Origin of the sequence: Ramlibacter montanisoli, from assembly GCF_013087525.1 — a bacterium.
Classification (GTDB): domain Bacteria; phylum Pseudomonadota; class Gammaproteobacteria; order Burkholderiales; family Burkholderiaceae_C; genus Ramlibacter; species Ramlibacter montanisoli.
The window spans coordinates 2,952,057-2,977,620 of the sequence record NZ_JABFCS010000001.1 but is presented as its reverse complement, the minus strand read 5'-3'; the positions used below and the strand labels follow the sequence as shown (position 1 = coordinate 2,977,620).

The 25,564-nt window shown below is 69.5% G+C and carries 19 protein-coding genes and 7 pseudogenes; 24 read left to right on the top strand and 2 right to left on the bottom strand.

The features are described from left to right. Positions 1 to 21: 21 nt before the first annotated feature. The 3 genes and pseudogenes from HK415_RS14625 (at position 22) to HK415_RS14615 (ending at position 3,269) form a co-directional block, all read left to right on the top strand. Complete coding sequence (locus HK415_RS14625; RefSeq protein ID WP_171560529.1) at positions 22 to 870, top strand: fumarylacetoacetate hydrolase family protein; 849 nt, start codon at positions 22 to 24, stop codon at positions 868 to 870. A 43-nt stretch (positions 871 to 913) separates the two neighbouring features. Next, a pseudogene (locus HK415_RS27155) lies at positions 914 to 1,324 on the top strand (PAS domain-containing protein); the annotation flags it as partial. Between the two features lie 331 nt (positions 1,325 to 1,655). Beyond that, a complete protein-coding gene (locus HK415_RS14615) occupies positions 1,656 to 3,269 on the top strand; it encodes a hybrid sensor histidine kinase/response regulator (RefSeq protein WP_171560526.1) in 1,614 nt (537 codons plus the stop codon). Between the two features lie 14 nt (positions 3,270 to 3,283). Here the strand turns inward: HK415_RS14615 and HK415_RS14610 are convergent, their stop codons facing one another. Then, complete coding sequence (locus HK415_RS14610) at positions 3,284 to 3,949, bottom strand: ankyrin repeat domain-containing protein (protein ID WP_171560522.1); 666 nt, start codon at positions 3,947 to 3,949, stop codon at positions 3,284 to 3,286. Between the two features lie 78 nt (positions 3,950 to 4,027). Between HK415_RS14610 and HK415_RS27150 the strand changes: the two are divergent. The 16 genes and pseudogenes from HK415_RS27150 to HK415_RS14530 all read left to right on the top strand — a co-directional run. Further along, positions 4,028 to 4,666: pseudogene (locus tag HK415_RS27150) on the top strand (TetR/AcrR family transcriptional regulator); the annotation flags it as partial. Between the two features lie 108 nt (positions 4,667 to 4,774). Continuing rightward, positions 4,775 to 6,570 (top strand): annotated as a pseudogene (locus HK415_RS14600) (acyl-CoA dehydrogenase C-terminal domain-containing protein). Next, positions 6,567 to 6,994, top strand: a pseudogene (locus tag HK415_RS14595) (DUF2147 domain-containing protein). Before HK415_RS14600 ends, HK415_RS14595 begins: the two co-directional pseudogenes overlap by 4 nt. Positions 6,995 to 7,081: 87 nt before the next feature. Next, positions 7,082 to 9,481, top strand: coding sequence for a 3-hydroxyacyl-CoA dehydrogenase/enoyl-CoA hydratase family protein (locus tag HK415_RS14590; RefSeq protein ID WP_171560518.1), 2,400 nt, complete (start codon positions 7,082 to 7,084; stop codon positions 9,479 to 9,481). Between the two features lie 4 nt (positions 9,482 to 9,485). Continuing rightward, positions 9,486 to 9,920: an endonuclease domain-containing protein gene (locus HK415_RS14585; protein ID WP_216369802.1), complete on the top strand. Its 435-nt coding sequence runs from the start codon at positions 9,486 to 9,488 to the stop codon at positions 9,918 to 9,920. Then, a pseudogene (locus HK415_RS14580) lies at positions 9,917 to 11,124 on the top strand (acetyl-CoA C-acyltransferase). Before HK415_RS14585 ends, HK415_RS14580 begins: the two are co-directional and overlap by 4 nt. Before the next feature lie 73 nt (positions 11,125 to 11,197). Beyond that, complete coding sequence (locus tag HK415_RS14575) at positions 11,198 to 12,070, top strand: alpha/beta hydrolase family protein (RefSeq protein ID WP_171560515.1); 873 nt, start codon at positions 11,198 to 11,200, stop codon at positions 12,068 to 12,070. Positions 12,071 to 12,205: 135 nt separating this feature from the next. Continuing rightward, entirely contained in the window at positions 12,206 to 12,874 is a 669-nt protein-coding gene (locus HK415_RS14570) for an acyl-CoA thioesterase (RefSeq protein ID WP_309246702.1), read from the top strand. A gap of 4 nt (positions 12,875 to 12,878) precedes the next feature. Next, positions 12,879 to 13,616, top strand: a complete 738-nt coding sequence (locus tag HK415_RS14565) for an SDR family oxidoreductase (protein ID WP_171560512.1) — start codon at positions 12,879 to 12,881, stop codon at positions 13,614 to 13,616. After that, entirely contained in the window at positions 13,616 to 14,206 is a 591-nt protein-coding gene (locus HK415_RS14560; RefSeq protein ID WP_171560508.1) for a 2-hydroxychromene-2-carboxylate isomerase, read from the top strand. The genes HK415_RS14565 and HK415_RS14560 overlap by 1 nt, the downstream gene beginning before the upstream one ends. A 111-nt stretch (positions 14,207 to 14,317) precedes the next feature. Further along, positions 14,318 to 15,085, top strand: a complete 768-nt coding sequence (locus tag HK415_RS14555) for an enoyl-CoA hydratase (protein WP_171560505.1) — start codon at positions 14,318 to 14,320, stop codon at positions 15,083 to 15,085. A gap of 6 nt (positions 15,086 to 15,091) precedes the next feature. Then, positions 15,092 to 15,928, top strand: coding sequence for an SDR family oxidoreductase (locus tag HK415_RS14550; protein WP_171560501.1), 837 nt, complete (start codon positions 15,092 to 15,094; stop codon positions 15,926 to 15,928). A gap of 31 nt (positions 15,929 to 15,959) precedes the next feature. Continuing rightward, on the top strand, positions 15,960 to 16,313 hold the full coding sequence (locus HK415_RS14545) for a YciI family protein (protein ID WP_171560498.1): 354 nt from the start codon (positions 15,960 to 15,962) through the stop codon (positions 16,311 to 16,313). 110 nt (positions 16,314 to 16,423) lie between these two features. Continuing rightward, positions 16,424 to 16,846 carry a YciI family protein gene (locus tag HK415_RS14540; RefSeq protein WP_171560494.1) on the top strand — a complete coding sequence of 141 codons (423 nt, stop codon included), beginning with the start codon at positions 16,424 to 16,426 and terminating at the stop codon, positions 16,844 to 16,846. Positions 16,847 to 16,855: 9 nt separating this feature from the next. Beyond that, the gene (locus HK415_RS14535; RefSeq protein WP_171560491.1) at positions 16,856 to 17,266 is read left to right on the top strand and encodes a VOC family protein; all 411 of its coding nucleotides are present in this window, start codon (positions 16,856 to 16,858) and stop codon (positions 17,264 to 17,266) included. A gap of 6 nt (positions 17,267 to 17,272) precedes the next feature. After that, on the top strand, positions 17,273 to 18,547 hold the full coding sequence (locus tag HK415_RS14530; protein ID WP_171560488.1) for an RNA polymerase sigma factor: 1,275 nt from the start codon (positions 17,273 to 17,275) through the stop codon (positions 18,545 to 18,547). Here HK415_RS14530 and HK415_RS14525 read toward each other — a convergent pair. Beyond that, complete coding sequence (locus HK415_RS14525) at positions 18,531 to 19,121, bottom strand: DUF2889 domain-containing protein (protein WP_171560484.1); 591 nt, start codon at positions 19,119 to 19,121, stop codon at positions 18,531 to 18,533. The genes HK415_RS14530 and HK415_RS14525 overlap by 17 nt on opposite strands. Positions 19,122 to 19,210: 89 nt before the next feature. Between HK415_RS14525 and uvrA the strand changes: the two genes are divergently transcribed. The 5 genes and pseudogenes from uvrA to HK415_RS14500 all read left to right on the top strand — a co-directional run bounded on the left by uvrA (position 19,211) and on the right by HK415_RS14500 (position 25,564). After that, on the top strand, positions 19,211 to 21,922 hold the full coding sequence (gene uvrA / locus HK415_RS14520; RefSeq protein WP_171560479.1) for an excinuclease ABC subunit UvrA: 2,712 nt from the start codon (positions 19,211 to 19,213) through the stop codon (positions 21,920 to 21,922). A gap of 35 nt (positions 21,923 to 21,957) precedes the next feature. Continuing rightward, a pseudogene (locus HK415_RS27595) lies at positions 21,958 to 22,346 on the top strand (DUF302 domain-containing protein). Positions 22,347 to 22,405: 59 nt separating this feature from the next. Further along, a complete protein-coding gene (locus tag HK415_RS14510; RefSeq protein WP_171560476.1) occupies positions 22,406 to 23,080 on the top strand; it encodes a TetR/AcrR family transcriptional regulator in 675 nt (224 codons plus the stop codon). Then, positions 23,077 to 23,966 (top strand): annotated as a pseudogene (locus HK415_RS14505) (SDR family oxidoreductase). Before HK415_RS14510 ends, HK415_RS14505 begins: the two are co-directional and overlap by 4 nt. Further along, entirely contained in the window at positions 23,963 to 25,564 is a 1,602-nt protein-coding gene (locus HK415_RS14500) for an acyl-CoA carboxylase subunit beta (protein ID WP_171560471.1), read from the top strand. The pseudogene HK415_RS14505 and the gene HK415_RS14500 overlap by 4 nt, the downstream one beginning before the upstream one ends.

Sequence of the window (25,564 nt, the reverse complement as noted above, 5' to 3'; positions counted from 1 at the left end):
AGACCAAGGAAAGAAGAAACGATGAAACTCGTACGCTACGGCAACCCGGGCAAGGAAAAGCCCGGCCTGATCGACGCCGAAGGCAAGCTGCGCGACCTGAGCAGCGTGGTGCCGGACATCGGGCCCGAGCAGCTGGGGCAGGTGGGCCTGGCGCGCATCCGCAAGGCCAACCCGGCCAAGCTGCCGGCGGTGCGCGGCAACCCGCGCTTCGGCTGCCCGGTGGCGCACGTGCCGAAGTTCATCGCCATCGGCCTGAACTACTCCGACCACGCCGCGGAATCCAACATGCCGATCCCGGCGGAGCCGATCGTGTTCATGAAGGCCACCAGCTGCATCCAGGGCCCCAACGACCCGGTGATGCTGCCGCGCGGCTCCGTCAAGAGCGACTGGGAAGTGGAGCTGGGCATCGTGATCGGCACGCGCGCGCGCTACGTCCCGAGCACCAAGGCCCTGTCGTACGTGGCCGGCTACACGGTCGTCAACGACGTGAGCGAGCGCGAGTTCCAGCTGGAACGCGGCACGCAGTGGGACAAGGGCAAGGGCTGCGACACCTTCGGCCCGATCGGCCCCTGGCTGGTCACCGCCGACGAGATCCCCAACGTGCAGCGCCTGGGGATGTGGCTGGACGTCAACGGCGAGCGCATGCAGACCGGCAACACCCGCACCATGATCTTCAACTGCGCCAAGCTGGTGAGCTACTGCAGCCACTTCATGACGCTGGAACCCGGCGACGTGATCACCACCGGCACGCCGCCCGGCGTGGGCCTGGGCATGAAGCCGCCCAAGTACCTGAAGAAGGGCGATGTCATGACCCTGGGCATCGACGGCCTGGGCGAGCAGCGGCAGCTGGTCGTTCCCTTCAAGGCGTGATTTCCTGACGCGCTGCGCCCGGCTGCTGCATACACTCGGGCGCATGCAAGAAGAGCTGCCACCCGCGTTCCTCGCGGGCAACTCGGCCATGGCCCGGTTGATGCGCGCGCACGACTGGGCGGGCACCGACGTGGGGGCCCCACAGCAGTGGCCGCAGTCGCTGCGTTCGGTGGTGAACCTGATGCTGGGCTCCGGCTTCCCCATGTTCGTTGCCTGGGGCCCGCAGCTGGAGATGCTCTACAACGACGGCTACGCGGAGATCCTGGGCCGCAAGCATCCGGCGAGCCTGGGCGCGCCTTTCCGCCAGGTCTGGTACGACATCCTCACGGACATCATGCCCTTCGTGCAGCGGGCGCTGGCGGGCGAGACCTTCTTCATGGAGAACCTGCCGCTGCGCATGCAGCGCAAGGGCGAGGAAGAGGACACCTGGTTCACCTTCTCCTATTCGCCGGTGGTCGACGAGGCCGGCCGCACGGCAGGCTTCTATTGCGCCTGCGCGGAAACCACGGCGACCGTGCTGGCGGAGCGCCACCAGCGCGCCGAACAGGAAAGGCTGCAGGCGCTGTTCCAGCAGGCGCCGGGCTTCCTCTGCGTCAGCACCGGCCCGGAGCACGTGTACGAGGTGGTGAATCCCGCCTACCTGGATCTTGTCGGCCACCGGCAGTTGCTCGGCAGGCGCGTGCGCGACGCGCTGCCGGAGGTGGTGGAGCAGGGTTACCTGGCCCTGCTGGACGACGTGTATCGCAACGGCCGTCCCTACGTGGGCCCTCTCGGCCCGGGTCCTGATGGACAAGGAGGTCGGCGGGCCGCAGGTGGAGGCCTTCGTCGACTTCGTCTACCAGCCGCTGCTGGACTCGCAGGGGCGCGTGTACGGCATCTTCACCTATGGGCACGACGTCACCGAGCAGCACCGCGCGCAGCAGGCGCTGCTGGCGTTCTCCAACAGCATCCCGGCCATCGCCTGGCAGGCGTCGCCTTCCGGCAAGCTGGAACGCTTCAATTCGCAGTGGCAGGCCTTCACGGGGCAGGAGGAGGTGCGCGCCCTGGTCTACGGCTGGGCCGACGCGCTGCATCCCGAGGATGCGCCGCGCATGTGGGAGACCTGGAAGGCGGCCCGTGCCAGCGGCCAGGAGTGGAGCGTGGAGCACCGCCTGCGCCACGCCGACGGCAGCTGGCGCTGGTTCCTCACGCGCGCCGTCCCGCAGAAGGACAGCGGCGGCCGCGTGCTGCGCTGGTTCGGCACCACCAGCGACATCGAGGAGGCGCGGCGCGCCGCGCAGGCGCTGCAGGCGGCCGACCGGCAGAAGGACGAATTCCTGGCGACGCTGGCGCACGAGCTGCGCAACCCGCTGGCGCCGATCCGCACCGCGGTGCACCTGCTGTCCATGCCCGGCGTGGCCGAGCACACGCGCACGCGCGCGGTGGAGATCGTCGGCCGCCAGGTGTCGCACATGTCGCGGCTGCTGGACGACCTGATCGACGTCGCGCGCATCACGCAGCGGCGGCTGGTGCTCAAGCCCGAATGGGTGCGCGTGCAGTCGGTCGTGGACACCGCCATCGAGGCCGCCACGCCGGCCGCCGAGGCCAAGCGGCACACCCTCACCGCAGCGATGGAGCAGCCGCAGCAATGGGTGCATGCCGACCCGGTGCGACTGGCGCAGGTGCTGTCCAACCTGCTGAACAACGCGTGCAAGTACACCGATCCCGGCGGGCAGGTCCGGCTCGAGGTGGGCAGCGACGGCGCCAACATCCTGTTCGCGGTGACCGACAGCGGCATCGGCATGAGCGCCGAGGCACTGGAGAACGTGTTCGCGATGTTCGCGCAGGAGCAGTCGGCGCTGGAGCGGTCCGAGGGCGGCCTGGGCATCGGCCTCGCCCTGGCCAAGGGCCTGGTGGAACTGCACGGCGGCAGCATCTGCGCCTCCAGCCCCGGCATCGGCGCCGGCAGCCGCTTCGAGGTGCGCCTGCCAAACGCGCCGCGTGCCGAGGATGAAGCCGGCGCGCAGCCCGCCGCGCCCCCGGAAGCCAACGGCAGCGGGCGTGTCGTGCTGCTGGCCGACGACAACGTGGACGCGGTGGAGGTGCTCGCGGAACTGCTGCGCATGGCGGAGCATGAAGTGCACGTCGCCAATGACGGTACGGCGGCCGCGGAGCTTGCGGCGCGCGTGCGCCCGCACGTGATGGTGCTGGACATCGGCATGCCCGGCCTGAACGGCTACGAGGTCGCGCGCCAGGTGCGGGCCCAGCCCTGGGGACGCGGCACGCTGCTGGTCGCGGCGACCGGCTGGGGCCAGGAGGAGGACAGGCGCAAGGCGATGGACGCCGGCTTCGACCTGCACCTGACCAAGCCCTTCTCGCCCGAGCAGCTGCTCACCGCGATCGCCTCGCTGCCGCGCTGAAGCCGCCCGGCTCCTCAGCGCGCGCCGGCGGCGCGCAGGATGCGCGCCACCTCCGCCTGCCCCTTGCGCTGCGCGTGCTGCAGCGGCGTCACGCCGTCGCGGTCGGCCAGGTTCACGTTCGCCCCGTGCGCCACCACCATCTGGACGATGCGCTGGTGGCGCTCGCCGCCGTCGCCCAGGATCACCGCTTCCAGCAGGCAGGTCCAGCCCAGGTTGTTCACGTGGTCGACGGGGATGCGCGTGGTGAGCAGCAACTGCACGGTGTCCACGTGCCCGCGCTCGCAGGCCGGGATCAGCGCATTGCCGCCGAAGCGGTTGCGCACCGTGAAGTCCGCGCCGGCGGCCAGCGTGGCGCGCAGGATCTCCGTGAAACCGCGCGCGCCGGCCAGCAGGTGTGCGCTGTCCTGCTGCTGGTCCTGCGCGTTGACGTTGGCGCCGCGCGCGATCAGGTAGCGCGCCACCTCCAGGTGGTTGCCGTCGGTGGCGGCCAGCAGGGCCGTGCGGCCGCGCTCGTCGCGCTGCTCGATGGCGGTCCCGGCCTCGGCCAGCCGGCGCACGGCGGCCAGGTCGCCCCGGCCGGCCGCGGCCACCAGGGGTGCGGCGGGCTGCGCGGCACCGGCCAGCGGCAGCAGGAGCACGGCCAGGGCGGCGACGCGGCGCGGGAGGGAGTGGGCGGGCATGGCGCGATTCTGCCGTCCAGGCCCTTTTGCGTGTCCGGCCGGCGTCTAGGGGCCCGCCCCAAACCCGCGGCGCCCGAAATGCTGCAGAATAGAACGATCGTTCGTTTTATTTTCCACCCTCAGATGTCCGTCACCGAACTGCCCGTGAAGCCCGGCCGCGCCCGCGAGGGCAAGGCCTTGCAGAAGGGCCAGCAGACCAAGGCCGCCATCGTCGATGCCGCGCTGGGCCTGGCCACGCAGATCGGGCTGGAAGGCCTGTCGATCGGCGCGCTCGCCGAGGTCACGCAGATGAGCAAGTCGGGCGTGTTCGCCCACTTCGGCTCGCGCGAGGAACTGCAGATCTCCGTGATCCGCGAGTACCACCAGCGCTTCGAGCAGGAGGTGTTCTATCCCGCGCTGAGCGAGCCGCGCGGCCTGCCGCGGCTGCGCGCGATGTTCGCCAACTGGATGCAGCGCACCTCGGTCGAACTGGACTCGGGCTGCATCTACATCAGCGGCGCCGTCGAATTCGACGACCGCCCCGGCCCCGTGCGCGACGCGCTGGCCTGGTCGGTGCAGACCTGGCACGCGGGCATGAAGCGCGCGATCAACCTGGCCAAGCAGGAAGGGCACCTCGACGCCGCGACCGACGAGGAGCAGATGCTGTTCGAGATCCACGGCCTGATCCTCGCGCTGCACTACGAGGCGCGCTTCCTGAAGAACCCCGGCTCCATCGCCCGCGCCAACGCGGGCTTCGAAAACATCCTGCGGCGCTACGGCGCCGCGGCTTCCCCAAGTCCACCAAACCCGCACGCGCCGCCAAGGCCGCCAAGGAGTAAAGAGAAGATGCCCACGTACACGCCGCCCCTGCGCGACATGCAGTTCGTCATCCACGAGGTGTTCGACGCCGTCGCGGAACTCAAGGCCTGCCCCAAGCACGCGGACATCGACGCCGAGACCATCAACGCCGTGCTGGAAGAGGGCGGCAAGTTCGCCGCGGAAGTCACCTTCCCGCTGAACATCACGGGCGACGAACAAGGCTGCAAGCTCGATCCGAAGACGCACGAGGTGACCACGCCGACCGGATTCAAGGACGCCTATGCCAAGTACGTCGAAGGCGGCTGGCCGGCGCTGTCCTGCGACCCCGAGTTCGGCGGCCAGGGCCTGCCTTTCGTGCTGAACCAGTGCTTCTACGAAATGCTGAACAGTGCCAACCAGGCCTGGACCATGTACCCGGGCCTGTCGCACGGCGCCTACGAGGCGCTGCACGCGCACGGCACCGAGGAGCAGAAGAAGCTGTTCCTGCCCAAGCTGGTGAGCGGCGAGTGGACCGGCACCATGTGCCTGACCGAGCCGCATTGCGGCACCGACCTTGGCCTGCTGCGCACCAAGGCCGAGCCGCAGGCCGACGGCAGCTACAAGCTCACGGGCAACAAGATCTTCATCTCAGCCGGCGAACACGACATGGCGGAGAACATCATCCACCTGGTGCTGGCGCGCCTGCCGGATGCGCCGCAGGGCAGCAAGGGCATCTCGCTGTTCCTGGTGCCCAAGTTCAAGGTGAAGGCCGACGGCTCCATGGGCGAGCGCAACGGCATTTACTGCGGCGGCCTGGAGCACAAGATGGGCATCCACGGCAACGCCACCGCGCAGCTGGTGCTGGAAGGCGCCGTGGGCACGCTGGTGGGCGAGCCGAACAAGGGGCTGCCGGCGATGTTCGTGATGATGAACGCCGCCCGCCTGGGCGTGGGCAACCAGTCGCTGGGCCTCACGGAAGTGGCCTACCAGAACGCGCTGGCCTATGCCAAGGACCGGATCCAGATGCGTTCGCTGTCCGGCCCCAAGGCCAAGGACAAGCCGGCCGATCCGATCATCGTGCACCCCGACGTGCGCAAGATGCTGCTGACCGCCAAGGCTTATGCCGAAGGTGGCCGCGCGATGGCGATCTATTGCACGATGCTGCTGGACAAGGAGCTCTACCACCCCGACGAGAAGGTGCGCGCCGAGTGCGGCGAGATCGTCGCCCTGCTCACGCCGATCGTGAAGGCTTTCCTCACCGACAACGGCCATGTCGCCACCAACGCCTGCCTGCAGGTGTTCGGCGGCCACGGCTACATCAAGGAATGGGGGATGGAGCAGTTCGTGCGGGACAACCGCATCAACATGATCTACGAAGGCACGAACACCGTGCAGTCTCTGGACCTGCTGGGCCGCAGGTGCTGGGCAACAACGGCGCCACGCTGAAGAAGTTCGGCAAGCTGGTGGCGCAGCTGGTGGAAGAAGAAGGCGTGAACGAGAAGATGGCGGAGTTCATCAACCCGGTGGCGATGCTGGGCGACCAGATCACCAAGTTCACCACCGAGATCGGCTTCAAGGGCTTCCAGAACGCCGACGAAGTGGGCGGCGCCGCCACCGACTACCTGCGCGTGCTGGGCCACTTGGTGTTCGGCTACTTCTGGGCCCGCATGGCGCAGGTGGCGCTGCGGCAGATCGAAGCGGGCAACACCGACCCCTTCTACCAGGCCAAGCTGCAGACGGCGCGCTTCTACTTCGCGCGCCTGTTCCCGGAGACGGCCACGCTGATGCGCACGGCGCGCTCGGGCGTCAAGAACCTGCTGGACACGGACGCGGCGCTGGCATGAAGCGGGCGATCGTCCTGACGCTGGCGCTGGCGGCTTCCTCCGCCTTCGCGCAGATGACTCCCATCGGCACCTGGCGCAGCATCGACGACAAGACCGGCGATGCCAAGGCCGAGATCCGCATCAGCGAGAGCAACGGCGTGCTGACCGGCCGCATCGAGAAGCTGCTCAAGAGCAGCAAGCCCAACCCGGTGTGCGAGAAGTGCGACGACGACCGCAAGGACAAGCCGATCGAGGGCATGGAGATCCTGCGCGGCATCCACAAGGCGGAGGGCAAGGAGGTGTGGGAAGGCGGCAAGGTGCTCGACCCGGAGAACGGGCGCGAGTACAAGGCGCGGCTCACCCCATCGAAGGCGGGCAGAAGCTCGAGATGCGCGGCTCCTTCGGCCCCTTCGGCCGCACCCAGACCTGGGTGCGCGTGAAGTAACCTGATCCAGTGAAAGCCATGTACAAAGACCGCGACGAACGTCCGGCCGGCTCGGTGCCGGCCGCAGGCGAAGGGAAGGCAAGAACGATGAACCGATTCCCGGTGAAGAAGGTGGCCGTGCTGGGCGCCGGCGTGATGGGCGCGCAGATCGCCGCGCACCTGGTGAACGTCAAGGTGCCGGTGGTGCTGTTCGACCTGCCCGCCAAGGAGGGGCCCAAGAACGGCGTGGTCACCAGGGCCGTCGACAACCTGAAGAAGCTCAAGCCCTCGCCGCTGGGCGTGCCCGAGGACGCTTCGCTGATCCAGCAGGCGAACTACGAGGAGCACATGGGGCTGCTGGGCGAATGCGACCTGGTGATCGAGGCGATCGCCGAGCGCATGGACTGGAAGCTGGACCTCTACAAGAAGATCGCGCCACACGTTGCTGCGCACGCGATCGTCGCGTCCAACACCTCGGGCCTGTCGATCACCAGGCTGTCGGAGGCCCTCCCCGAGAAGCTGAAGCCGCGCTTCTGCGGCATCCACTTCTTCAATCCGCCGCGCTACATGTACCTGGTGGAGCTGATCGCCACGCCGACGACGAATCCGCTGATCCTCGACCAGCTGGAGACCTTCGTCACCAGCGGCCTGGGCAAGGGCGTGGTGCGCGCCAAGGACACGCCCAACTTCATCGCCAACCGCGTCGGCATCGCCGGCATGCTGGGGACCATGCGCGAGGTCGAGAAGTTCGGCCTTTCCTTCGACGTGGTGGACGACCTCACCGGCAAGAAGATGGGGCGCGCGTCCAGCGGCACCTTCCGCACGGCGGACGTGGTCGGCCTGGACACCATGGCGCACGTCATCAAGACGCTGCAGGACACGCTGTCGGCGGACACCGATCCCTTCTACGGCAGCTTCGCCACCCCCGAGGTGCTGAAGAAGCTGCTGGAGCTGGGCAACCTCGGGCAGAAGACCAAGGCCGGCTTCTACAAGAAGGCCGGGCGCGACATCCTGCGCTTCGAGCTGGAAAGCGGCGAGTACGTGCCGGCCGGCGAGAAGGGCGACGAGGTCTACGCGCGCATGCTGAAGAAGCCGGCGGCGGAACGGCTGAAGCTGCTGCGCAATGCGACCGGGCCGCAGGGCCAGTTCCTCTGGTCCATCCTGCGCAACGGCTTCCACTACGCCGCCGTGCACCTGGCCACCATCGCCGAGACCGCACGCGACGTCGACCAGGCGATGCGCTGGGGCTTCGGCATGAAGCAGGGCCCCTTCGAGCTGTGGCAGGAAGCGGGCTGGCTGCAGGTGGCGCAGTGGATCCAGGAAGACATCGAGCAGGGCAAGGCGCTGTCCAAGGCGCCGCTGCCCGCGTGGGTGTTCAAGGGCCCGGTGGCCGAAGCGGGTGGCGTGCACACGGAGCATGGCTCCTTCAATCCGGCGACGGGCAAGTTCGAGCCGCGCCGCGTGCTGCCGGTGTACGAGCGCCAGCTCTTCCCCGAGCTGCTGCGCGGCGAAGCGGGTGCGCGGTTCGAGACCGCGGGCACCACGCTGCACGAGGACAAGAACATCCGTCTCTGGACGCTGGACAACGAGGTCCTGATCGCCAGCCTGAAGACCAAGATGCACACCATCAGCCCGGAGGTCTGCGAAGGCCTGCAGCAGGCGGTGGAACTGGCCGAGAAGGACTACCAGGGCATGGTGGTGTGGTCGGGCGACGAGCCCTTCAGTGCCGGCGCCGACCTGGAGTCCACGCTGCCGGCCTTCATCGCCGTCGGTGTGGCGGCGATCGAGGATGCGGAAGGCTTCATGCAGCAGACCATGCTGCGCCTGCGCTATGCGAGCGTGCCGGTGGTGTCCGCGATCCGCGGGCTGGCGCTGGGCGGCGGCTGCGAGCTGGGGCTGTATTCGGCGAAACGCGTGGTGGCGATGGAAAGCTACATCGGCCTGGTGGAAGTCGGCGTCGGCCTGGTGCCGGGCGCGGGCGGCCTGACCTACATCGCGCGCCGCGCCGCGGAGAACTCCGTGGCCAGTACCGACAAGGACCTGCTGAAGTTCCTGACCGAGGGCTTCACCGCCGCGGCCATGGCCAAGGTGGGCACCAGCGCGATCGAGTCGCGCAAGCTGGGCTACCTGCTGGACAGCGACATCATCGTGCCGAACAAGGACGAACTTCTGTACGTCGCCGTGCAGCAGGCGAAGTGCATGTACGACGCCGGCTACCGCCCGCCGCACAGGCGCATGTTCCCGGTCGCGGGACGCAACGCGAAAGCGACCATCCAGGGCCAGCTGGTCAACCTGCGCGACGGCGGCTTCGCCAGCGCCCACGACTTCCACATCGCCTCGCTGATCGCGAATGTCGTGACGGGCGGCGACGTGGATGCCAACACGCTGGTGACCGAGGAATACCTGATGACGCTGGAGCGCCAGGCCTTCTGCGCGCTGGTGCAGCACCCGAAGACGCAGGAGCGGATTTTGGGGATGCTGAGTACGGGGAAGCCGGTGAGGAATTGAGCTGGTGAAAACGTCGGAGGCCTCCTCTCCCTCCCTCTCCCGCTTGCGGGAGAGGGCCGGGGTGAGGGCGCGTGAGTTGCGCAAGACCTCGACGGACGCCGAGACCATCCTGTGGTTCCGCCTGCGCAACCGCCAACTGCTCGACCTGAAGTTCCGCCGTCAGCGTCCCATCGGCAAGTACGTCGCCGATTTCGCCTGCCTGGAAATCGGGCTCGTCATCGAACTCGATGGTGGGCAGCACCTGGACCAGATCGCCTACGACGCGAAAAGGACCGAAGAGATGAAGCAGCTCGGTTTCGAGACCCTGCGCTTCTGGGACCACGAAGTGTTGCAAGAGACGGACGCGGTGATGGAAAGGATCCGGCAATTCGCGGAGACCCTCACCCCAACCCTCTCCCGCAAGCGGGAGAGGGAGCAAGACAGAGAGAACCAGACATGAGCAAACAAATCCAGGACGCCTACATCGTCGCCGCCACCCGTTCCCCCATCGGGCGCTCGCACCGTGGCTTCTTCCGCAACATGCGGCCCGATGACCTGCTGGCCACCGTGCTCAGGTCGGCGATGGCGCAGGTCCCCGGCCTCGATCCGCATGCCGTCGAGGACATCATCTGCGGCTGCGCGATTCCCGAAGGCCCGCAGGGCCTGAACGTCGCGCGCATCGGCGCGGTGCTCGCGGGCCTGCCCAAGAGCGTCGGTGGCATCACCGTCAACCGCTTCTGCGCTTCCGGCCTGGCCGCGGTGCAGATGGCCGCGGACCGCATCCGCGTCGGCGAGGCCGACGTGATGATCGCCGCCGGCACCGAGAGCATGAGCATGGTGCCCATGATGGGCAACACGCCCTCGCTGTCGCCCACCATCTTCTCAATCCCGACGACATCGAAAGCTACGGCATCGCCTACGGCATGGGCCTGACCGCCGAGAAGGTGGCGCGCCAGTGGAAGGTCTCGCGCGACGCGCAGGACGAGTTCGCCTACCGCTCGCACATGAAGGCCATCGCCGCCATGAAGGCGGGCGAGTTCGCCGCCGAGATGACCGAAGTGGAAGTGGCCGAGCGTTCGCTGGACCTGGAATCCGCCGAAGTTGCCATCGCCACCCGCAAGGTCAACCTCGACGAAGGCGCGCGTCCGGACACCACGGTGGACACGCTGGCCAAGCTCAAGCCGGTGTTCGCCGCGCGCGGCAGCGTGACCGCGGGCAACAGCTCGCAGACTTCCGACGGCGCCGGCGCGCTGATCCTGGCCAGCGAGGCGGCGATCAAGCGCTTCGGCCTGCAACCGCTCGCGCGCTTCGTCAGCTACGCCAGCCGCGGCGTGCCGCCGCACATCATGGGCATCGGCCCGATCGAGGCGATCCCGGCCGCGCTGAAGAACGCGGGGCTGAAGCAGGACGCCATCGACTGGATCGAGCTGAACGAGGCCTTCGCCGCGCAGTCGCTCGCCGTGATCGAGACCCTGGGGCTCGACGTGGGCAAGGTCAACCCCATGGGCGGCGCGATCGCGCTGGGCCATCCCCTGGGTGCGACCGGGGCTATCCGCTCGGCGACAGTGGTGCACGCGCTGCGCCGCAAGAATCTGAAGTACGGCATGGTCACGATGTGCGTGGGCATGGGACAGGGGGCGGCGGGGATTTTCGAGCGGGTTTGATTCCCTGGGTGCGGCCGGCGCCCCCACCCCAACCTTCCCCGGAGGGGGAGGGAGTAGATGCAGAGGAGCGAGCATGGAGCGGATCACCTTGACCGCGGCGGACGGCGTGCGCATCGCCGCCCGCGTGCATGAACCGGACGGCGTGGTCGAAGGCAGCGTCGTCATCGGCGGGGCCATGGGCGTGCGGCAGGAGTTCTATGCCGGCTTTGCCCAATGGCTCGCACGCCAGGGCTGGCGCGTCATCACCTTCGACTACCGGGGCTCCGGCGATTCCGCGCCGCCGAACTTGCGCGGCTTCCGGGCCGACCTGTTCGACTGGACGCGCGACTACGAAGCCGCCATCGACCACGCGCATGCGGCCCTGCCCGGCGCTCCCCTCTACCTCGTCGGCCACAGCCTGGGCGCGCAGCTGCCAGGGCTGCTGGCCAACCAGCACAAGGTCAGCGGCCTCCTGAGCATCGCCGCCGGCAGCGGCTACTGGCGCGAGAACGCGCCGCAACTCAGGCGTGTCGTGCCCTGGTTCTGGTTCGTGCTGGTGCCGCTGGCCACGCGCGTCTGCGGCTACTTCCCCGGCCGCCGGCTGCGCAAGGTCGGCGACCTGCCGGCCGGCGTGGTGCTGCAGTGGCGCAAGTGGTGCCTCCACCCGCGCTACAGCGTGGGCGCCGAGGGCGAGCTGGCCCGCCAGTCCTATGCGCGCGCCCGCTTCCCGGTGCTGGCGCTGTCGATCACGGACGACGAGCTGATGACGCTGCAGGGCACGCACAGCCTCGTCGACCTGTACGAGAACGCGCCGCGGCAGGTGCAGCGCATCGCGCCGGCCGAACTGTCCGTGCGGCGCATCGGCCACTTCGGTCCCTTCCGCGCCGAGCACGAGGACGCGCTGTGGCCGCGCATGGCCGATTGGTTGCGCGGCCTCGCCGCCCCCGCCAGTTCCGCCGCCGCATGAGCACCCATCCCTTCGACGCGGCGATCGCGCTGCAGCCGGACGACGACGGCGCTTTCCAGGGGCCGCACCAGCCTGCCCTACGCGAACTTCATCGGCCCTTACGGCGGCATCACCGCCGCCCAGTGCCTGAACGCCGTGCTGCAGCACCCGCAGCGGCTCGGCGACCCGGTGGCGTTCACGGTCAACTTCGCGGCGGCGGTGGCCGACGGCGGTTTCGCCATCCGCGCCCGGCCGGCGCGCACCAACCGCTCCACCCAGCACTGGATCATCGAGATGCTGCAGGGCGAGGAAGTCGTCGCCACCGGCACGGCGCTGACTGCCCTGCGCCGCCCCACCTGGGGCGGCCACGAGCTGCCCATGCCGGAGGCGCCGCGGCCGCAGGACGTCGCCCGTGTCACGCGCCGTGGCGTCGCCTGGCTGGAACGCTACGAGATGCGCTTCCTGCTCGGCATGATCCCGCGCGACTGGGACGGCCAGGGCGCCTCCGACAGCCTCAGCCGCCTGTGGGTGCGCGACGATCCGCCGCGGCCGCTGGACTTCGCCTCGCTGGCCGCGCTGTGCGACGTGTTCTTCCCGCGCATCTGGCTGCGGCGCGCGCGCCAGACGCCGCTGGGCACGGTGTCCATGACGGTGTACTTCCACGCCGGTGCAGCCCAGCTGCAGGCGGCGGGCGCCGGCTACCTGCTGGCGCAGGCGCGCGGCCAGGGCTTCGGCAGCGGATACTTCGACCACACCGGCCAGCTGTGGAGCGAGCAGGGCGAGCTGCTGGCCACCACGCACCAGGTCATGTACTACAAGGAGTGATGCCATGGCGGCACAACCCGCGGCTCCCGTCGCCGTGGTCGTAGGCGCGGGCGACGCCACCGGCGGCGCGATCGCCAAGCGCTTCGCCCGCGGCGGCTACACGGTGTGCGCCACGCGCCGCAGCGCCGACAAGCTGCAGCCGCTGGTGGACGAGATCCGCGCGGCCGGCGGCCAGGCGCACGGCTTCGGCTCGGACGCACGCAAGGAGGACGAGGTCGATGCCTTGTTCGACGACATCGAGACGCGCATCGGGCCGATCGAGGTCTTCGTCTTCAACATCGGCGCCAACGTCCCCAGCAGCATCATGGAAGAGACGGCGCGCAGGTACTTCAAGGTGTGGGAGATGGCCTGCTTCGCCGGCTTCCTCACCGCCCGCAAGGCGGCGCGCTGCATGGCGCCGCGCGGCAAGGGCACCATGCTGTTCACCGGCGCCACGGCGTCACTCCGCGGCTCGGCCAACTTCGCCGCCTTCGCGGGAGCCAAGGCGGCGCTGCGGGCGCTGGCGCAGAGCATGGCGCGCGAGCTCGGCCCGCGCGGCATCCACGTCGCCCACGTGGTCGTGGACGGCGCGATCGACACCGCCTTCATCCGGGAGAACTTCCCCGAGCGCTATGCGCTGAAGGAGCAGGACGGTATCCTCAACCCCGAGCACATCGCGGAGAGCTACTGGATGCTGCACACGCAGCCGCGCGATGCGTGGACCCACGAGCTGGACCTGCGACCCTGGATGGAGAAATTCTGATGACCCGCGCCGTCGAGTTCTATTTCGATGTGGGCAGTCCCGCTGCCTACCTGGCCTGGACCCAGTTGCCGAAGATCGTGCAGCAGGCCGGCTGCGAGATCGAGTACCGCCCCTTCCTGCTGGGCGGCGTGTTCCAGGCGACCGGCAACCGCTCGCCGATGGAAGTCCCCGCCAAGGGCCAGTACATGCAGGACGACCTGCAGCGCTTCGCCAGGCGCTACGGCGTGCCCTTCCGGCACAACCCGCACTTCCCGATCAACACGCTGACGCTGATGCGCGGCGCGCTGGGCCTGCAGATGCGCGAGCCGCAGCGCATGGTGCCTTACGTGGACGCCGTGTACCGCGCCATCTGGGTGGACGGCAAGAACATGAACGACCCCGCCACGGTGGCCGGCGTGCTGCAGCAGGCGGGCTTCGACCCCGAGAAGCTGCTTGCGCTCGCGCAGGACCCCGCCGTGAAGGATGAGCTCAAGGTCGTCACGCAGGAAGCCGTCGCACGCGGCGCCTTCGGCGCCCCCACCTTCTTCGTCGGCGACCAGATGTTCTGGGGGCAAGACCGACTCGATTTCGTCAAGGAAGCACTGGGATGACCCACCCCCGAAGCGGCCTGCGGCCGCCTCCCCTCAAGGGGGCGCCACCAGCGGCCCGGCAAAGCCGGTTCCGCGGTGACACTGGAAAGATCAATCGACTCCGGAGAAAGAATGACCCAGGACATCCTCGTCCACGCCGAAGCCGGCGTGATGACCATCACGCTGAACCGCGTGGCGCGCAAGAATTCCCTCACCTCCGACATGTACGGTGCCCTCGCCGACGCGCTCGCCCGCGCCAAGGACGATGCGGCCGTGCGCGTGGTGCTGATCCAGGGCCACGAGACGGTGTTCTGCGCCGGCAACGACATCGGCGACTTCCTGGACAAGCCGCCGGCCGGGGAGGACTCGCCGGTGTTCCGCTTCCTGCGCGGCATCGCCGGCTTTCCCAAGCCGCTGCTGGCCGCCGTCAGCGGGCCCGCGGTCGGCGTGGGCACGACCATGCTGTTCCACTGCGACCTGGTCTACGCCGGCGACAACGCGGCTTTCTCCATGCCCTTCGTGAACCTGGGCCTGTGCCCCGAGGCGGCGTCCAGCCTGCTGGTGCCGCAGATGCTGGGCTACCACCGCGCGGCCGAGGCACTGATGCTGGGCGAGCCCTTCATGGCCGAGGCGGCCCTCGAAGTCGGCCTGGTCAACCGCGTGCTGCCGCCGACCGAAGTGAACGGCTACGCCAACGCGCAGGCGCGCAAGCTCGCCGCCAAGCCCATCACCAGCCTGGTGGAAACCAAAAGGCTGATGAAGAAGTCGCAGCAGGCCGCGGTGCTGCAGCAGATGGCCGACGAAGGCGAGAGCTTCCGCCGCATGCTGACGGCCCCGGCGGCCAGGGAGGCCTTCACGGCCTTCATGGAAAAGCGCAAGCCGGACTTCTCCAAGGTCTGAGCGATCATGGACCTGAAAGGCAAGACCCTCTTCATCACCGGCGCCTCGCGCGGCATCGGCCTGGCCATTGCCAGGCGGGCCGCCGCCGACGGCGCCAACATCGTCATCGCCGCGAAGACCTCGGAGCCCAACCCCAAGCTGCCCGGCACGATCTACAGCGCCGCCGAGGAGGTGCGCGCCGCCGGCGGCCAGGCGCTGCCGCTGCAGGTGGACATCCGGGAGGAAGAGGCGGTGCTCGCCGCCGTGCAACAGGCGGTCATGACCTTCGGCGGCATCGACATCCTGGTGAACAACGCCAGCGCGATCAGCCTGACGGACACCGAACACACGCCGATGAAGCGCTACGACCTGATGAACCAGATCAACGCGCGCGGCACCTACCTGTGCACCCAGGCCTGCCTGCCGGAGCTGAAGAAGTCGGCCGCGGCCGGCCGCAACCCGCACGTGCTGAACATGTCGCCGCCGCTGTCGATGAAGGCGCACTGGTTCGCGCCCCACACCGCCTACACCATGGCCAAGTACGGCATGAGCATGTGCACGCTGGGCCATGCGGGCGAGTTCCGCCCCTTCGGCATCGCCGTCAACAGCCTGTGGCCGCGCACGGCGATCGCGACCGCGGCCCTGCAGATGATCCCGGGCGTGGACCTCGGCGCCTGCCGCAAGCCGGAGATCCTGGCCGACGCGGCGTACCTGATCCTCACCTCCGACACGCGCGACGCGAAGAACAGCGGCAACTTCCACATCGACGACACGCTGCTGGCCGCGCACGGGCAGACGGACCTGGACCGCTACGCCGTCACGCCCGGCAACCGCAAGTTCATCCCCGACTTCTTCGTCGATTGACCGCCGCCGCGCGGCCCCTATCATCCGCCGCATGGCCTACATGCTCCTCATCCTCGAAGACCCGGCGCAGCGCGGCACCCGCACGCGCGCCGAGGGCGAAGCCGTGTTCCAGCGCATGGTGGACTTCTCGCGCGAACTGAAGCAGCAGGACAAGCTGCTCGCGGTCGAGTCGCTCGCCTCGCAGCAGAAGGGCGCCCGCGTACAGGTGCGTGGCGGCAAGGCGCAGGTGCTGGACGGCCCCTTCGCCGAAGCCAAGGAAATGGTCGGCGGCTTCTTCCTGCTGGACGTGAAGACGCGCGAGGAAGCACTGGCCATCGCCAGCCGCTGCCCCGCCGCCGAATGGGCCACCGTCGAGGTGCGCGAAACCGCACCTTGTTACGTCTAGGGGTTTCTCCCGGCCCGGCGGCTGTCGATTCGGCCGCCCCTCGCTCGTCGTGAAGACAGGAGCCGGCGAAAGGACGTGCCGGCCTCCCCTCACCCGCAAAGGAGCACCCCATGCGTTTCATGATCATCGTCAAGGCCACGCCCGACAGCGAGGCCGGCCGCTTCCCGCCCAATCCCGAGCCGCTGTTCCAGGCCATGGCGGCCTTCCACGAGGAACTGGCGCGCGCCGGTGCGCTGCTCGATGCCTCGGGCCTGCAACCGAGCAGCAAGGGCTGGCGCGTGCAGTACGAGGGCAGCAAGCGCAGCATCGTCGACGGCCCCTTCACCGAAAGCAAGGAACTGATCGCCGGCTACACCCTGATCCAGACGCGCACGCGCGAGGAAGCGCTGGAGTGGTCCAAGCGCTTCCCGAATCCGATCGGCGAAGGCGTCTCCTGCCACATCGAGGTGCGCCAGCTGTACGAGATGGAGGACTTCGACGCCTTGCTGCAGCAGGAGACGAAGGACCGCTTCAACCAGATCGGCGTGAAGTAGGAGCGCAGCATGGCCCGCAAGATCTTCGTCAACCTGCCGATCAAGGACATGGAGCGCTCCAAGGCCTTTTTCGCCGCGCTCGGTTTCTCCTTCAACCCGCAGTTCACCAACGAGCAGGGCGCCTGCATGGTGATCAGCGAGGACATCTTCGCCATGCTGCTGGTCGAGCCCTTCTTCCAGACCTTCACCAAGAAGCCGGTCGCCGACGCGCGCAAGTCCACCGAGGTGCTGGTCTGCCTCTCGTGCGACAGCCGCGCCGAGGTCGACGCCCTGGTGAAGAAGGCACTGGCCGCCGGCGGCACCGCTCCCAACGCGCCGCAGGACCACGGCTTCATGTACGGCCACGGCTTCGAGGACCCGGACGGCCACGTCTGGGAGCTGGTGTGGATGGACCCCAACGCGGCGCCGCCGCAGGCCTAGGGGAACATGCATTCGGCGACCCACCAGGCCATCGCCGCCGTCTGGCGCCTCGATGCCGCGCGCATCGTCGCGGTGCTGGCCCGGATGGTGCGCGACGTCGGGGTCGCCGAGGAACTGGCGCAGGACGCGCTGGTCGCCGCGCTGGAGCACTGGCCGCGCGACGGCATCCCGGACAAGCCGGGGGCCTGGCTCATGACCACCGCCAAGCGCAAGGCGCTGGACCACCTGCGGCGCGGCAAGATGCAGGGCGAGAAGCTGGCCGAAGTGGGCAGCGACCTGGAAGCGCAGGAAGCGCTGTTCGTGCCGGACTTCGTCGATGCGCTGGACGCGGCGCGCCAGGACGACATCGGCGACGACCTGCTGCGGCTGATCTTCACCGCCTGCCACCCGGTGCTGTCCACCGAGGCGCGGGTGGCGCTCACATTGCGCCTGCTGGGCGGACTCACCACCCACGAGATCGCGCGCGCCTACCTGGTGCCCGAGCCCACCATCGCGCAGCGCATCGTGCGGGCCAAGCGGACCTTGAGCGATGCGAGGCTGCCCTACGAAGTGCCGCACGGCGAGGAACTGCAGGAGCGGCTGGCCTCCGTGCTGGAAGTGGTCTACCTCGTCTTCAACGAGGGCTACACCGCGACGGCGGGCGAGGACTGGATGCGGCCGGAACTGGCCAACGAGGCGCTGCGCCTGGGCCGCATGCTGGCCGAGATCGCGCCGCGCGAGCCGGAGGTGCACGGCCTGCTGGCGCTGATGGAACTGCAGTCCTCGCGCATGGCTGCCCGTACCGACGCGCAAGGCCGTCCCATCCTGCTGGCCGACCAGGACCGCAAGCGCTGGGACGCTTTGCTGGTGCACCGCGGGCTGGCCGCCCTGGAAAGGGCGCAGGCGCTCGGAGGCAGCGGCATGTACGTGATGCAGGCCGCCATCGCCGCCTGCCACGCGCGCGCCCGCAGCGCGCCGGAGACCGACTGGGCCCGCATCGCCGCCTTGTACGGCGAGCTGGCGGCGCAGTCGCCTTCGCCGGTGATCGAACTCAACCGCGCGGTCGCGGTGTCCATGGCGGAAGGGCCGGCGGCCGGACTGGCCATCGTGGACCGGCTGGCGCAGGAACCCGCGCTGCGCCGCTACCAGTGGCTGCCCAGCGTGCGCGGCGACCTGCTGGCGCGGCTCGGGCGCTCTGCGGAGGCGCGCGCGGCCTTCCTGGAAGCCGCCGCGCTGGCGGGCAACGGCCGCGAGCGCGAGCTCCTGCTCGCACGGGCGAGGTTGCTCACCCGGTCTTCTTGACGCGCTCCGGCGGGCGGTAGAACACCGGCGCCAGCCGCTGCACCACCGGCCCGTCGAAGGCCCAGGTCATGCACTGGCCCATGTAGAAGGGCGGCTTGCCGTCGGGCGTGGCGCTGTCGTCCTTCTGGCCGCGCTGCACGGCGCGGTAGTGCGGGATCATCTGGTAGGCGGCCGTGGCGGCGTTGAACACCAGTTCGCGCAGGTGCGTGCAACCGGCCACGCCGCCGATCGCGCCCTCGATCATCCTGCGCCAGCCCGGCCCCATGGTCAGGCCCACCAGCTTCTGCATGGGCTCGCCGGCCGGTGCCTGGCATTCCTGGAAAGGTGCGTTCACGGCCGCGGTCTGCACTGCGCGGATGGTCAGGCTGTCGTCGAGCGTCAGGCGAACGCGCAACAGGTGCACGGGCTCGCCGGGCGGCAGCAGGCCGCGCTCACGCATGTGGGTGGCTTCGGCCTTGGTGTCGCTCAGTTCGCAGTCGATGTCCCACAGTCCGTCGTCGCGCAGGAAGCCTTCGAAGGCGATCCTGCGGGTGTGGATGGGGCGGCGGGAAACGGGTAGGGGTAACGCAGGCATGGCCTCATCTTAGGGGAGCGCTTCCCTACAGTACTTTCCGACTCATCCCACGGCCCTGGCGCGCCCGGGGCCGCTACCGTGGAACGAGCATGGGAAAAGAACGCAGCAACCGCGACGGCGGCCCGGCCGCGCGGGAAGAAACAGCCCCGTTCCGCGAGCGCGGCTTCGTGCGCGTGCGGGGCGCCCGCGAGCACAACCTGCAGGAGGTCGACGTCGACGTGCCGCGCGACGCGCTCGTCGTGTTCAGCGGCGTCTCCGGTTCGGGCAAGTCCTCGCTGGCCTTCGGCACCATCTATGCGGAGGCGCAGCGCCGCTACCTCGAATCGGTGTCGCCGTATGCGCGCCGGCTGATCGACCAGGCCGGCGTCCCCGATGTCGACTCCATCGACGGGTTGCCGCCGGCGGTCGCCCTGCAGCAGCAGCGCGGCGCACCCAGCACCCGCTCCTCGGTGGGCAGCGTCACCACGCTGTCGAGCCTGCTGCGCATGCTCTATTCGCGCGTCGGCCACTACCCGCCCGGCCAGCCCATGCTGTATGCGGAGGACTTCTCGCCCAACACGCCGCAGGGCGCCTGCCCGCACTGCCACGGGCAGGGCCGCGTGTACGACGCCACCGAAGCGTCGATGGTGCCCGACGACTCGCTCACGATCCGCGAGCGCGCCATCGCGGCCTGGCCGCCGGCCTGGCACGGCCAGAACCTGCGCGACATCCTGGTCACGCTGGGCCACGACGTGGACACGCCCTGGCGCGAGCTGCCGCGCAAGGTGCGCGACTGGATCCTGTTCACCGACGACACGCCGACAGTGCCGGTCTATCCCGGTTTCACGCCCAAGGAAACGAAGGCGGCGCTGCGCAGCAAGACCGAGCCGGCCTACATGGGCACCTTCACCAGCGCGCGCAACTACGTGCTGCACACCTTCGCCAGCACGCAGAGCGCGATGATGAAGAAGCGCGTGTCTCACTACATGGTCAGCACGCCCTGCCCGGCGTGCGCCGGCAAGCGCCTGAAACCCGAGGCGCTGTCGGTGACCTTCGCCGGCCACGACATCGGCGCGCTCTCGCAACTGCCGATCGAGGACGTGGTCCGCATCCTTCGACCCGCCGCCGAGGGCCGGCTGCAGGACGTGGCGCCCGCGGGGAACAAGCTGTCGCGCGCGGCTTCGAAGCAGGCGACGCAGGCGCGCGTCGCCAAAGGCGGTGCCTCGCACGCCGGCGCGCCGGACGTCCGGCTCACCTCCGGCGTTTCGGAGGAAAAGCGCATCGCCGCGCAGCGCCTGGCACACGACCTGCTGGCGCGCATGCACACGCTGGTGGACCTCGGCTTGGGCTACCTCTCGCTTGACCGCAGCACGCCCACTCTGTCGCCGGGCGAGTTGCAGCGGCTGCGGCTGGCGACGCAGCTCGGCTCGCAGCTGTTCGGCGTGATCTACGTGCTGGACGAACCGTCCGCCGGCCTGCATCCCGCCGACGGCGAAGCGCTGCTGGCGGCGCTGCGGCGCCTGAAGGCCAGCGGCAACACCGTCTACGTCGTCGAGCACGACCTCTCGCTGATGCGCCAGGCGGACTGGCTGGTGGACGTGGGGCCGGCCGCGGGCGAGCGCGGCGGCCACGTCCTGTACAGCGGCCCGCCGCAGGGGCTGGCGCGGGTGCCGGAATCGCAGACGCGGCGCTACCTGTTCGGCGAGGTGCCGCTGGTGCGCAAGGCGCTGCGGCAGCCGCGCGGCTGGCTGCGGCTGGAAGGCGTCACGCGCAACAACCTGCGGGACCTGCATGCCGAATTCCCGCTCGGCTGCCTCGTCGCGGTGACCGGCGTCTCCGGTTCGGGCAAGTCGACCCTGGTCACGCGCGCCCTGCTGGAACTGGTGGCGCAGCACCTGGGCAGCGAGCTGCCCGACGGCGAGGAAGAGGCCGACGAGCTGATCGACCCCGGCGGGCGCGATGCCACCTGGTCGGGGCGGCTGGGCGGCGACACCGGCAAGATCCGCCGCCTGGTGCAGGTGGACCAGAAGCCGATCGGCCGCACGCCGCGTTCCAACCTGGCCACCTACACCGGGCTGTTCGACGCCGTGCGCAAGCTGTTCGCGGCGACGCCGGCGGCACGCAAGCGCCGCTACGATCCCGGCCGCTTCTCCTTCAACGTGCCCAAGGGCCGCTGCGATACCTGCGAGGGCGAGGGCTTCGTCTCGGTCGAACTGCTGTTCATGCCCAGCGTGTACGCGCCGTGCCCGGATTGCCACGGCGCGCGCTACAACGCACAGACGCTGGAGATCCGCTGGAACGGCAAGACCATCGCCGAGGTGCTGGGCATGACGGTCGAGGAGGCGGTGGACTTCTTCGCCGACGAACCCGCGGTACTGCGCCCGCTGCAGGTGCTGCTGGACATCGGCCTGGGCTACCTGCGCCTGGGCCAGCCGGCCACCGAGCTGTCGGGCGGCGAGGCCCAGCGCATCAAGCTGGCCACCGAGCTGCAGCGCACGCACCGCGGCGACACGCTGTACGTGCTGGACGAGCCCACCACCGGCCTGCACGCGGCCGACGCGGACCGCCTGATGGCGCAATTGCAGAAGCTGGTGGACGAGGGCAACACGGTGGTGGTCGTGGAGCACGAGATGCGCGTGGTGGCGCAGAGCGACTGGGTGATCGACATGGGGCCGGGTGCGGGCGTCCAGGGCGGGCAGGTGGTCGCCACCGGGACGCCTGAGCAGGTCGCGCGGGTGAAGGCCAGCCGGACGGCGGCCTACCTGGCAGAGTGCCTCGACGCGGCGGAGCGTCCGGCGAGGGCCGAGCACGACAATCTATAATCGGATAGATTGAATCCTTTGCACCGGAGTGCCGCATGTCCCTGATCCAGTCCCGCCTCGCCCTGCAGTTCCCGCAGGCGCTCGAACGCGTCACCGAGGAGCTGAAGAAGGAAGGCTTCGGCATCCTGAGCCAGATCGACGTGCAGGCCGCCCTGCGCGAAAAGATCGGCAAGGACATCCCCGCCTACCGCATCCTCGGCGCCTGCAACCCCGGGCTCGCCTACGGGCGGTCACCGCCGATCCCGACATCGGCCGCTTCCTGCCCTGCAACGTGCTGGTGCGGGAGGACGGACCGGGCCAGGTGGCCGTGGTGTTCGCCGATCCCCTGCAGCTGACCGCGGGCAACGACGACCCGGCGCTGAAGGCGGTCGCCAACGAGGCCTACGACAAGCTGTGCCGCGTGCGGGACGCACTGGGCGCCTGAACGCGGCCGCGCCTCTCTTTTCACCGAGCGCTTGCTTGCCGTAATTCGCGGGCTCTGCTATGGTCCGCCGGAATGCACCCGGCTTCCGCCCGCACCCCAGCGCCCGCGCGCAGCGCGGCCAGCGCCCGCGCGGGCGGCCGCGCAAGACGGTGGACGAGCGTGACGACGGCAATCGCCGCCGCGCGCTGATCCTGGGCGCGGCGCGCCTGTTCCGCCGCCAGGGCTTCGATGCCACCAGCACCCGCGACATCGCCGCGGCCGCCGGCATGCAGCGCGGCTCGCCCTTCTATCACTTCAAGACCAAGCAGGCGCTGCTGTTCGCGGTGATGGAAGAGGGCATGCGCAGCGCGCTGGAGCGGCAGCGCACCGTGCTGGCGGGCATGGAAGGCCTGGACGCGCAGGAGCAGCTGCGCCGCCTGGTGCGCAACCACTTCGAGGTGCTGCTGGGCAGCGGCAGCGACTTCTATCCGGTCATGCTGTACGAGGCGCGGTCGATCACGCCGCGCCAGCGCGCGACGCTTTCCGCACTCAAGAGCGAGTACGAAGGCGTGTGGGACCCCGTGCTGCGCGCGCTGCACGCATCCGGCCGGCTGCACGCGGAGGTGAAGCTCGCTCGCCTGCTGGTGTTCGGCGCGCTGAACTGGTCGGTGCAGTGGTTCGATCGGCGCAAGGAAGCCTCGCTCGACGACCTCACGTCGGCGGCGCTGGCACTTTTCATCGGGGAGATTCCATGAGCGGCCATTACCGTTCCGTCTTCGCGCCCGGCGTCTTCGCGGGCCAGGTCATCCTGGTCACCGGCGGCGGCTCGGGCATCGGCCGCTGCACGGCGCACGAGCTCGCGTCCCTCGGTGCGCATGTGGTGCTGCTCGGGCGCAAGCTGGACAAGCTGCAGTACGTGGCCGCCGAGATCGTGGCCGACGGCGGCCGCTGCAGCTTCCACGTGTGCGACATCCGCAACGAGTCCGCCGTGCAGGACGTGGTGCAGGCCATGGTGGCCACGCACGGCCGCATCCACGGACTGGTGAACAACGCGGGGGCCAGTACATCACGCCCCTGGAGCAGATCACCGGCAAGGGCTGGGAAGCAGTGGTGGCGACCAACCTCACCGGCGGCTTCCTGGTGGCGCGCGAGTGCTACCTGCAGTCCATGCAGGCCCAGGGCGGTTCCATCGTCAACATCGTGGCGGACATCTGGGGCTCCATGCCCGGCATGGCGCACAGCGGCGCGGCGCGCGCCGGCATGGTGAGCTTCACAGAAACCGCTGCCATGGAATGGGCGCGCAGCGGCGTGCGCGTGAACGCCGTCGCGCCCGGCTACATCGCCTCCAGCGGCATGGACCACTATCCCCCGGAGGCGGCGGCGATGCTGCGCGAGATGCGCGGAACGGTGCCGGCCGGCCGCTTCGGCAACGAGGCGGAGACTTCCGCCGGCATCGTGTTCCTGCTGTCGCCGGCCGCGTCCTTCATCAGCGGCACCGTGCTGCGCATCGACGGCGCGCGGCCGCAGGTGCGCATGGGCTGGGGCCAGGTCGCGGCGCCCGCCGAGGCGCAGCAGCGCGATGCGGTCAAGCCCTTCGACGGCTTCCACCGCTACCAGGCGCCCAAGCTGTTCGGCCCATGAACTTCGCGCCGTCCTGGAATCCGCAGTCGGCCCTGGCCCTGCAGCGGCGCGAGGCGATGCTCGCACGCATCCAGGCCCTGCGCGCGCTGGAGCAGCGCTCCGCCGACAAGTCGGCCGAGGCGCGACCGGTGTTCGACAAGCGCGGGCAGCTGCTGCCACGCGAGCGGGTCGGCCTGCTGCTCGATCCCGGCGAGCCCTACCTGCCGCTGTGCAGCCTGGCCGGCTACCTGCAGGACACGCGCGAGGCGGAGTCCTCGGTGCCCGGCGGCGGCATGATCGCCGGCATCGGCTTCGTGCGCGGCGTGCGCTGCATGGTGGTGGCCAGCGATTCGGGCATCGACGCCGGCGCGATCCAGGCCATGGGGCTGGACAAGATCCTGCGCGTGCAGGAGCTCGCGCTGCAGAACCGCCTGCCCTTCATCCACCTCGTGGAGAGCGCCGGCGCCAACCTGATGCGCTACCGCGTCGAGGGCTTCGTGCAGGGCGGCGCGCTGTTCCGCAACCTCGCGCGGCTGTCGGCGGCGGGCATCCCGGTGATCACGGTGCAGCACGGCTCGGGGACCGCGGGCGGTGCGTACATGCCGGGGCTGAGCGACGTGGTGATCATGGTGCGCGGGCGCTCGCGCGCCTTCCTGGCGGGGCCGCCGTTGCTCAAGGCGGCGACCGGCGAGGTCGCGACCGAGGAGGAACTGGGCGGCGCGGAGATGCACAGCGCGGTGTCGGGGCTGGGCGAGTATCTCGCCGAGGATGACCGGCATGCGCTGGGGATCGCGCGGGAGGTGGTGGCGCGCACGGGCGGGGCGCAGCCGCGCCCGAAATTGGAATCTGACCCCAATAAGGAAGACCTCCTCACCCTCATGCCCTCCAACCTGCGCGAGCCCGTGGACATGCGCGAGGTCATGGTCCGCCTGGTGGACGACGGGTCCCTCCTGGAGTTCAAGCCGCTGTACGGCGCGGCGACGGTCTGCGCCCAGGGCAGCATCGCAGGCCATGCGGTGGGCTTCATCAGCAACAACGGCCCGATCGACGTGCCCGGCGCCAACAAGGCGACGCACTTCATCCAGTGGATGTGCCAGCTCGGGCAGCCCATCGTGTACCTGCAGAACACCACCGGCTACATGGTCGGCAAGGAGAGCGAGCAGGCCGGGATGATCAAGCACGGCAGCAAGATGATCCAGGCCGTGACCAATGCCACCGTGCCGCAGTTCACCATCCAGTGCGGCGCCTCCTTCGGCGCGGGCAACTACGGCATGTGCGGCCGCGGCTATGCGCCGCGCTTCCTTTTCAGCTGGCCGAGCGCGCGCACGGCGGTGATGGGCGGCGAGCAGGCCGCGCGCACCATGCAGATCGTCAGCGAGGCCGCGCTGGCACGCAAGGGCGTGCTGCCCGACGCGGTGCAGGCGAAGGCGCAGTTCGACAAGATCGTCAACGTGTTCGAGTCGCAGGCAGACGCCTTCTATACCTCGGGCCTGCTGCTGGACGACGGCGTGATCGACCCGCGCGACACGCGCGCGGTGCTGGCCTTCTGCCTGGACACGGTGGCGGAAGCGGAAACGAAAAGCGTGCGGCCCATGCAGTTCGGCGTCGCGCGCATGTGA

Coding starts and splice junctions, on each gene's coding strand:
- HK415_RS14510 (WP_171560476.1), top strand. CDS start 22,406: ATGGTCCGCCGGAATGCACCCGGCTTCCGCCCGCACCCCAGCGCCCGC.
- HK415_RS14615 (WP_171560526.1), top strand. CDS start 1,656: ATGGACAAGGAGGTCGGCGGGCCGCAGGTGGAGGCCTTCGTCGACTTC.
- HK415_RS14545 (WP_171560498.1), top strand. CDS start 15,960: ATGGCCTACATGCTCCTCATCCTCGAAGACCCGGCGCAGCGCGGCACC.
- HK415_RS14555 (WP_171560505.1), top strand. CDS start 14,318: ATGACCCAGGACATCCTCGTCCACGCCGAAGCCGGCGTGATGACCATC.
- HK415_RS14540 (WP_171560494.1), top strand. CDS start 16,424: ATGCGTTTCATGATCATCGTCAAGGCCACGCCCGACAGCGAGGCCGGC.
- HK415_RS14590 (WP_171560518.1), top strand. CDS start 7,082: ATGAACCGATTCCCGGTGAAGAAGGTGGCCGTGCTGGGCGCCGGCGTG.
- HK415_RS14500 (WP_171560471.1), top strand. CDS start 23,963: ATGAACTTCGCGCCGTCCTGGAATCCGCAGTCGGCCCTGGCCCTGCAG.
- uvrA (WP_171560479.1), top strand. CDS start 19,211: ATGGGAAAAGAACGCAGCAACCGCGACGGCGGCCCGGCCGCGCGGGAA.
- HK415_RS14610 (WP_171560522.1), bottom strand. CDS start 3,949: ATGCCCGCCCACTCCCTCCCGCGCCGCGTCGCCGCCCTGGCCGTGCTC.
- HK415_RS14560 (WP_171560508.1), top strand. CDS start 13,616: ATGACCCGCGCCGTCGAGTTCTATTTCGATGTGGGCAGTCCCGCTGCC.
- HK415_RS14565 (WP_171560512.1), top strand. CDS start 12,879: ATGGCGGCACAACCCGCGGCTCCCGTCGCCGTGGTCGTAGGCGCGGGC.
- HK415_RS14535 (WP_171560491.1), top strand. CDS start 16,856: ATGGCCCGCAAGATCTTCGTCAACCTGCCGATCAAGGACATGGAGCGC.
- HK415_RS14525 (WP_171560484.1), bottom strand. CDS start 19,121: ATGCCTGCGTTACCCCTACCCGTTTCCCGCCGCCCCATCCACACCCGC.
- HK415_RS14625 (WP_171560529.1), top strand. CDS start 22: ATGAAACTCGTACGCTACGGCAACCCGGGCAAGGAAAAGCCCGGCCTG.
- HK415_RS14530 (WP_171560488.1), top strand. CDS start 17,273: ATGCATTCGGCGACCCACCAGGCCATCGCCGCCGTCTGGCGCCTCGAT.
- HK415_RS14550 (WP_171560501.1), top strand. CDS start 15,092: ATGGACCTGAAAGGCAAGACCCTCTTCATCACCGGCGCCTCGCGCGGC.
- HK415_RS14575 (WP_171560515.1), top strand. CDS start 11,198: ATGGAGCGGATCACCTTGACCGCGGCGGACGGCGTGCGCATCGCCGCC.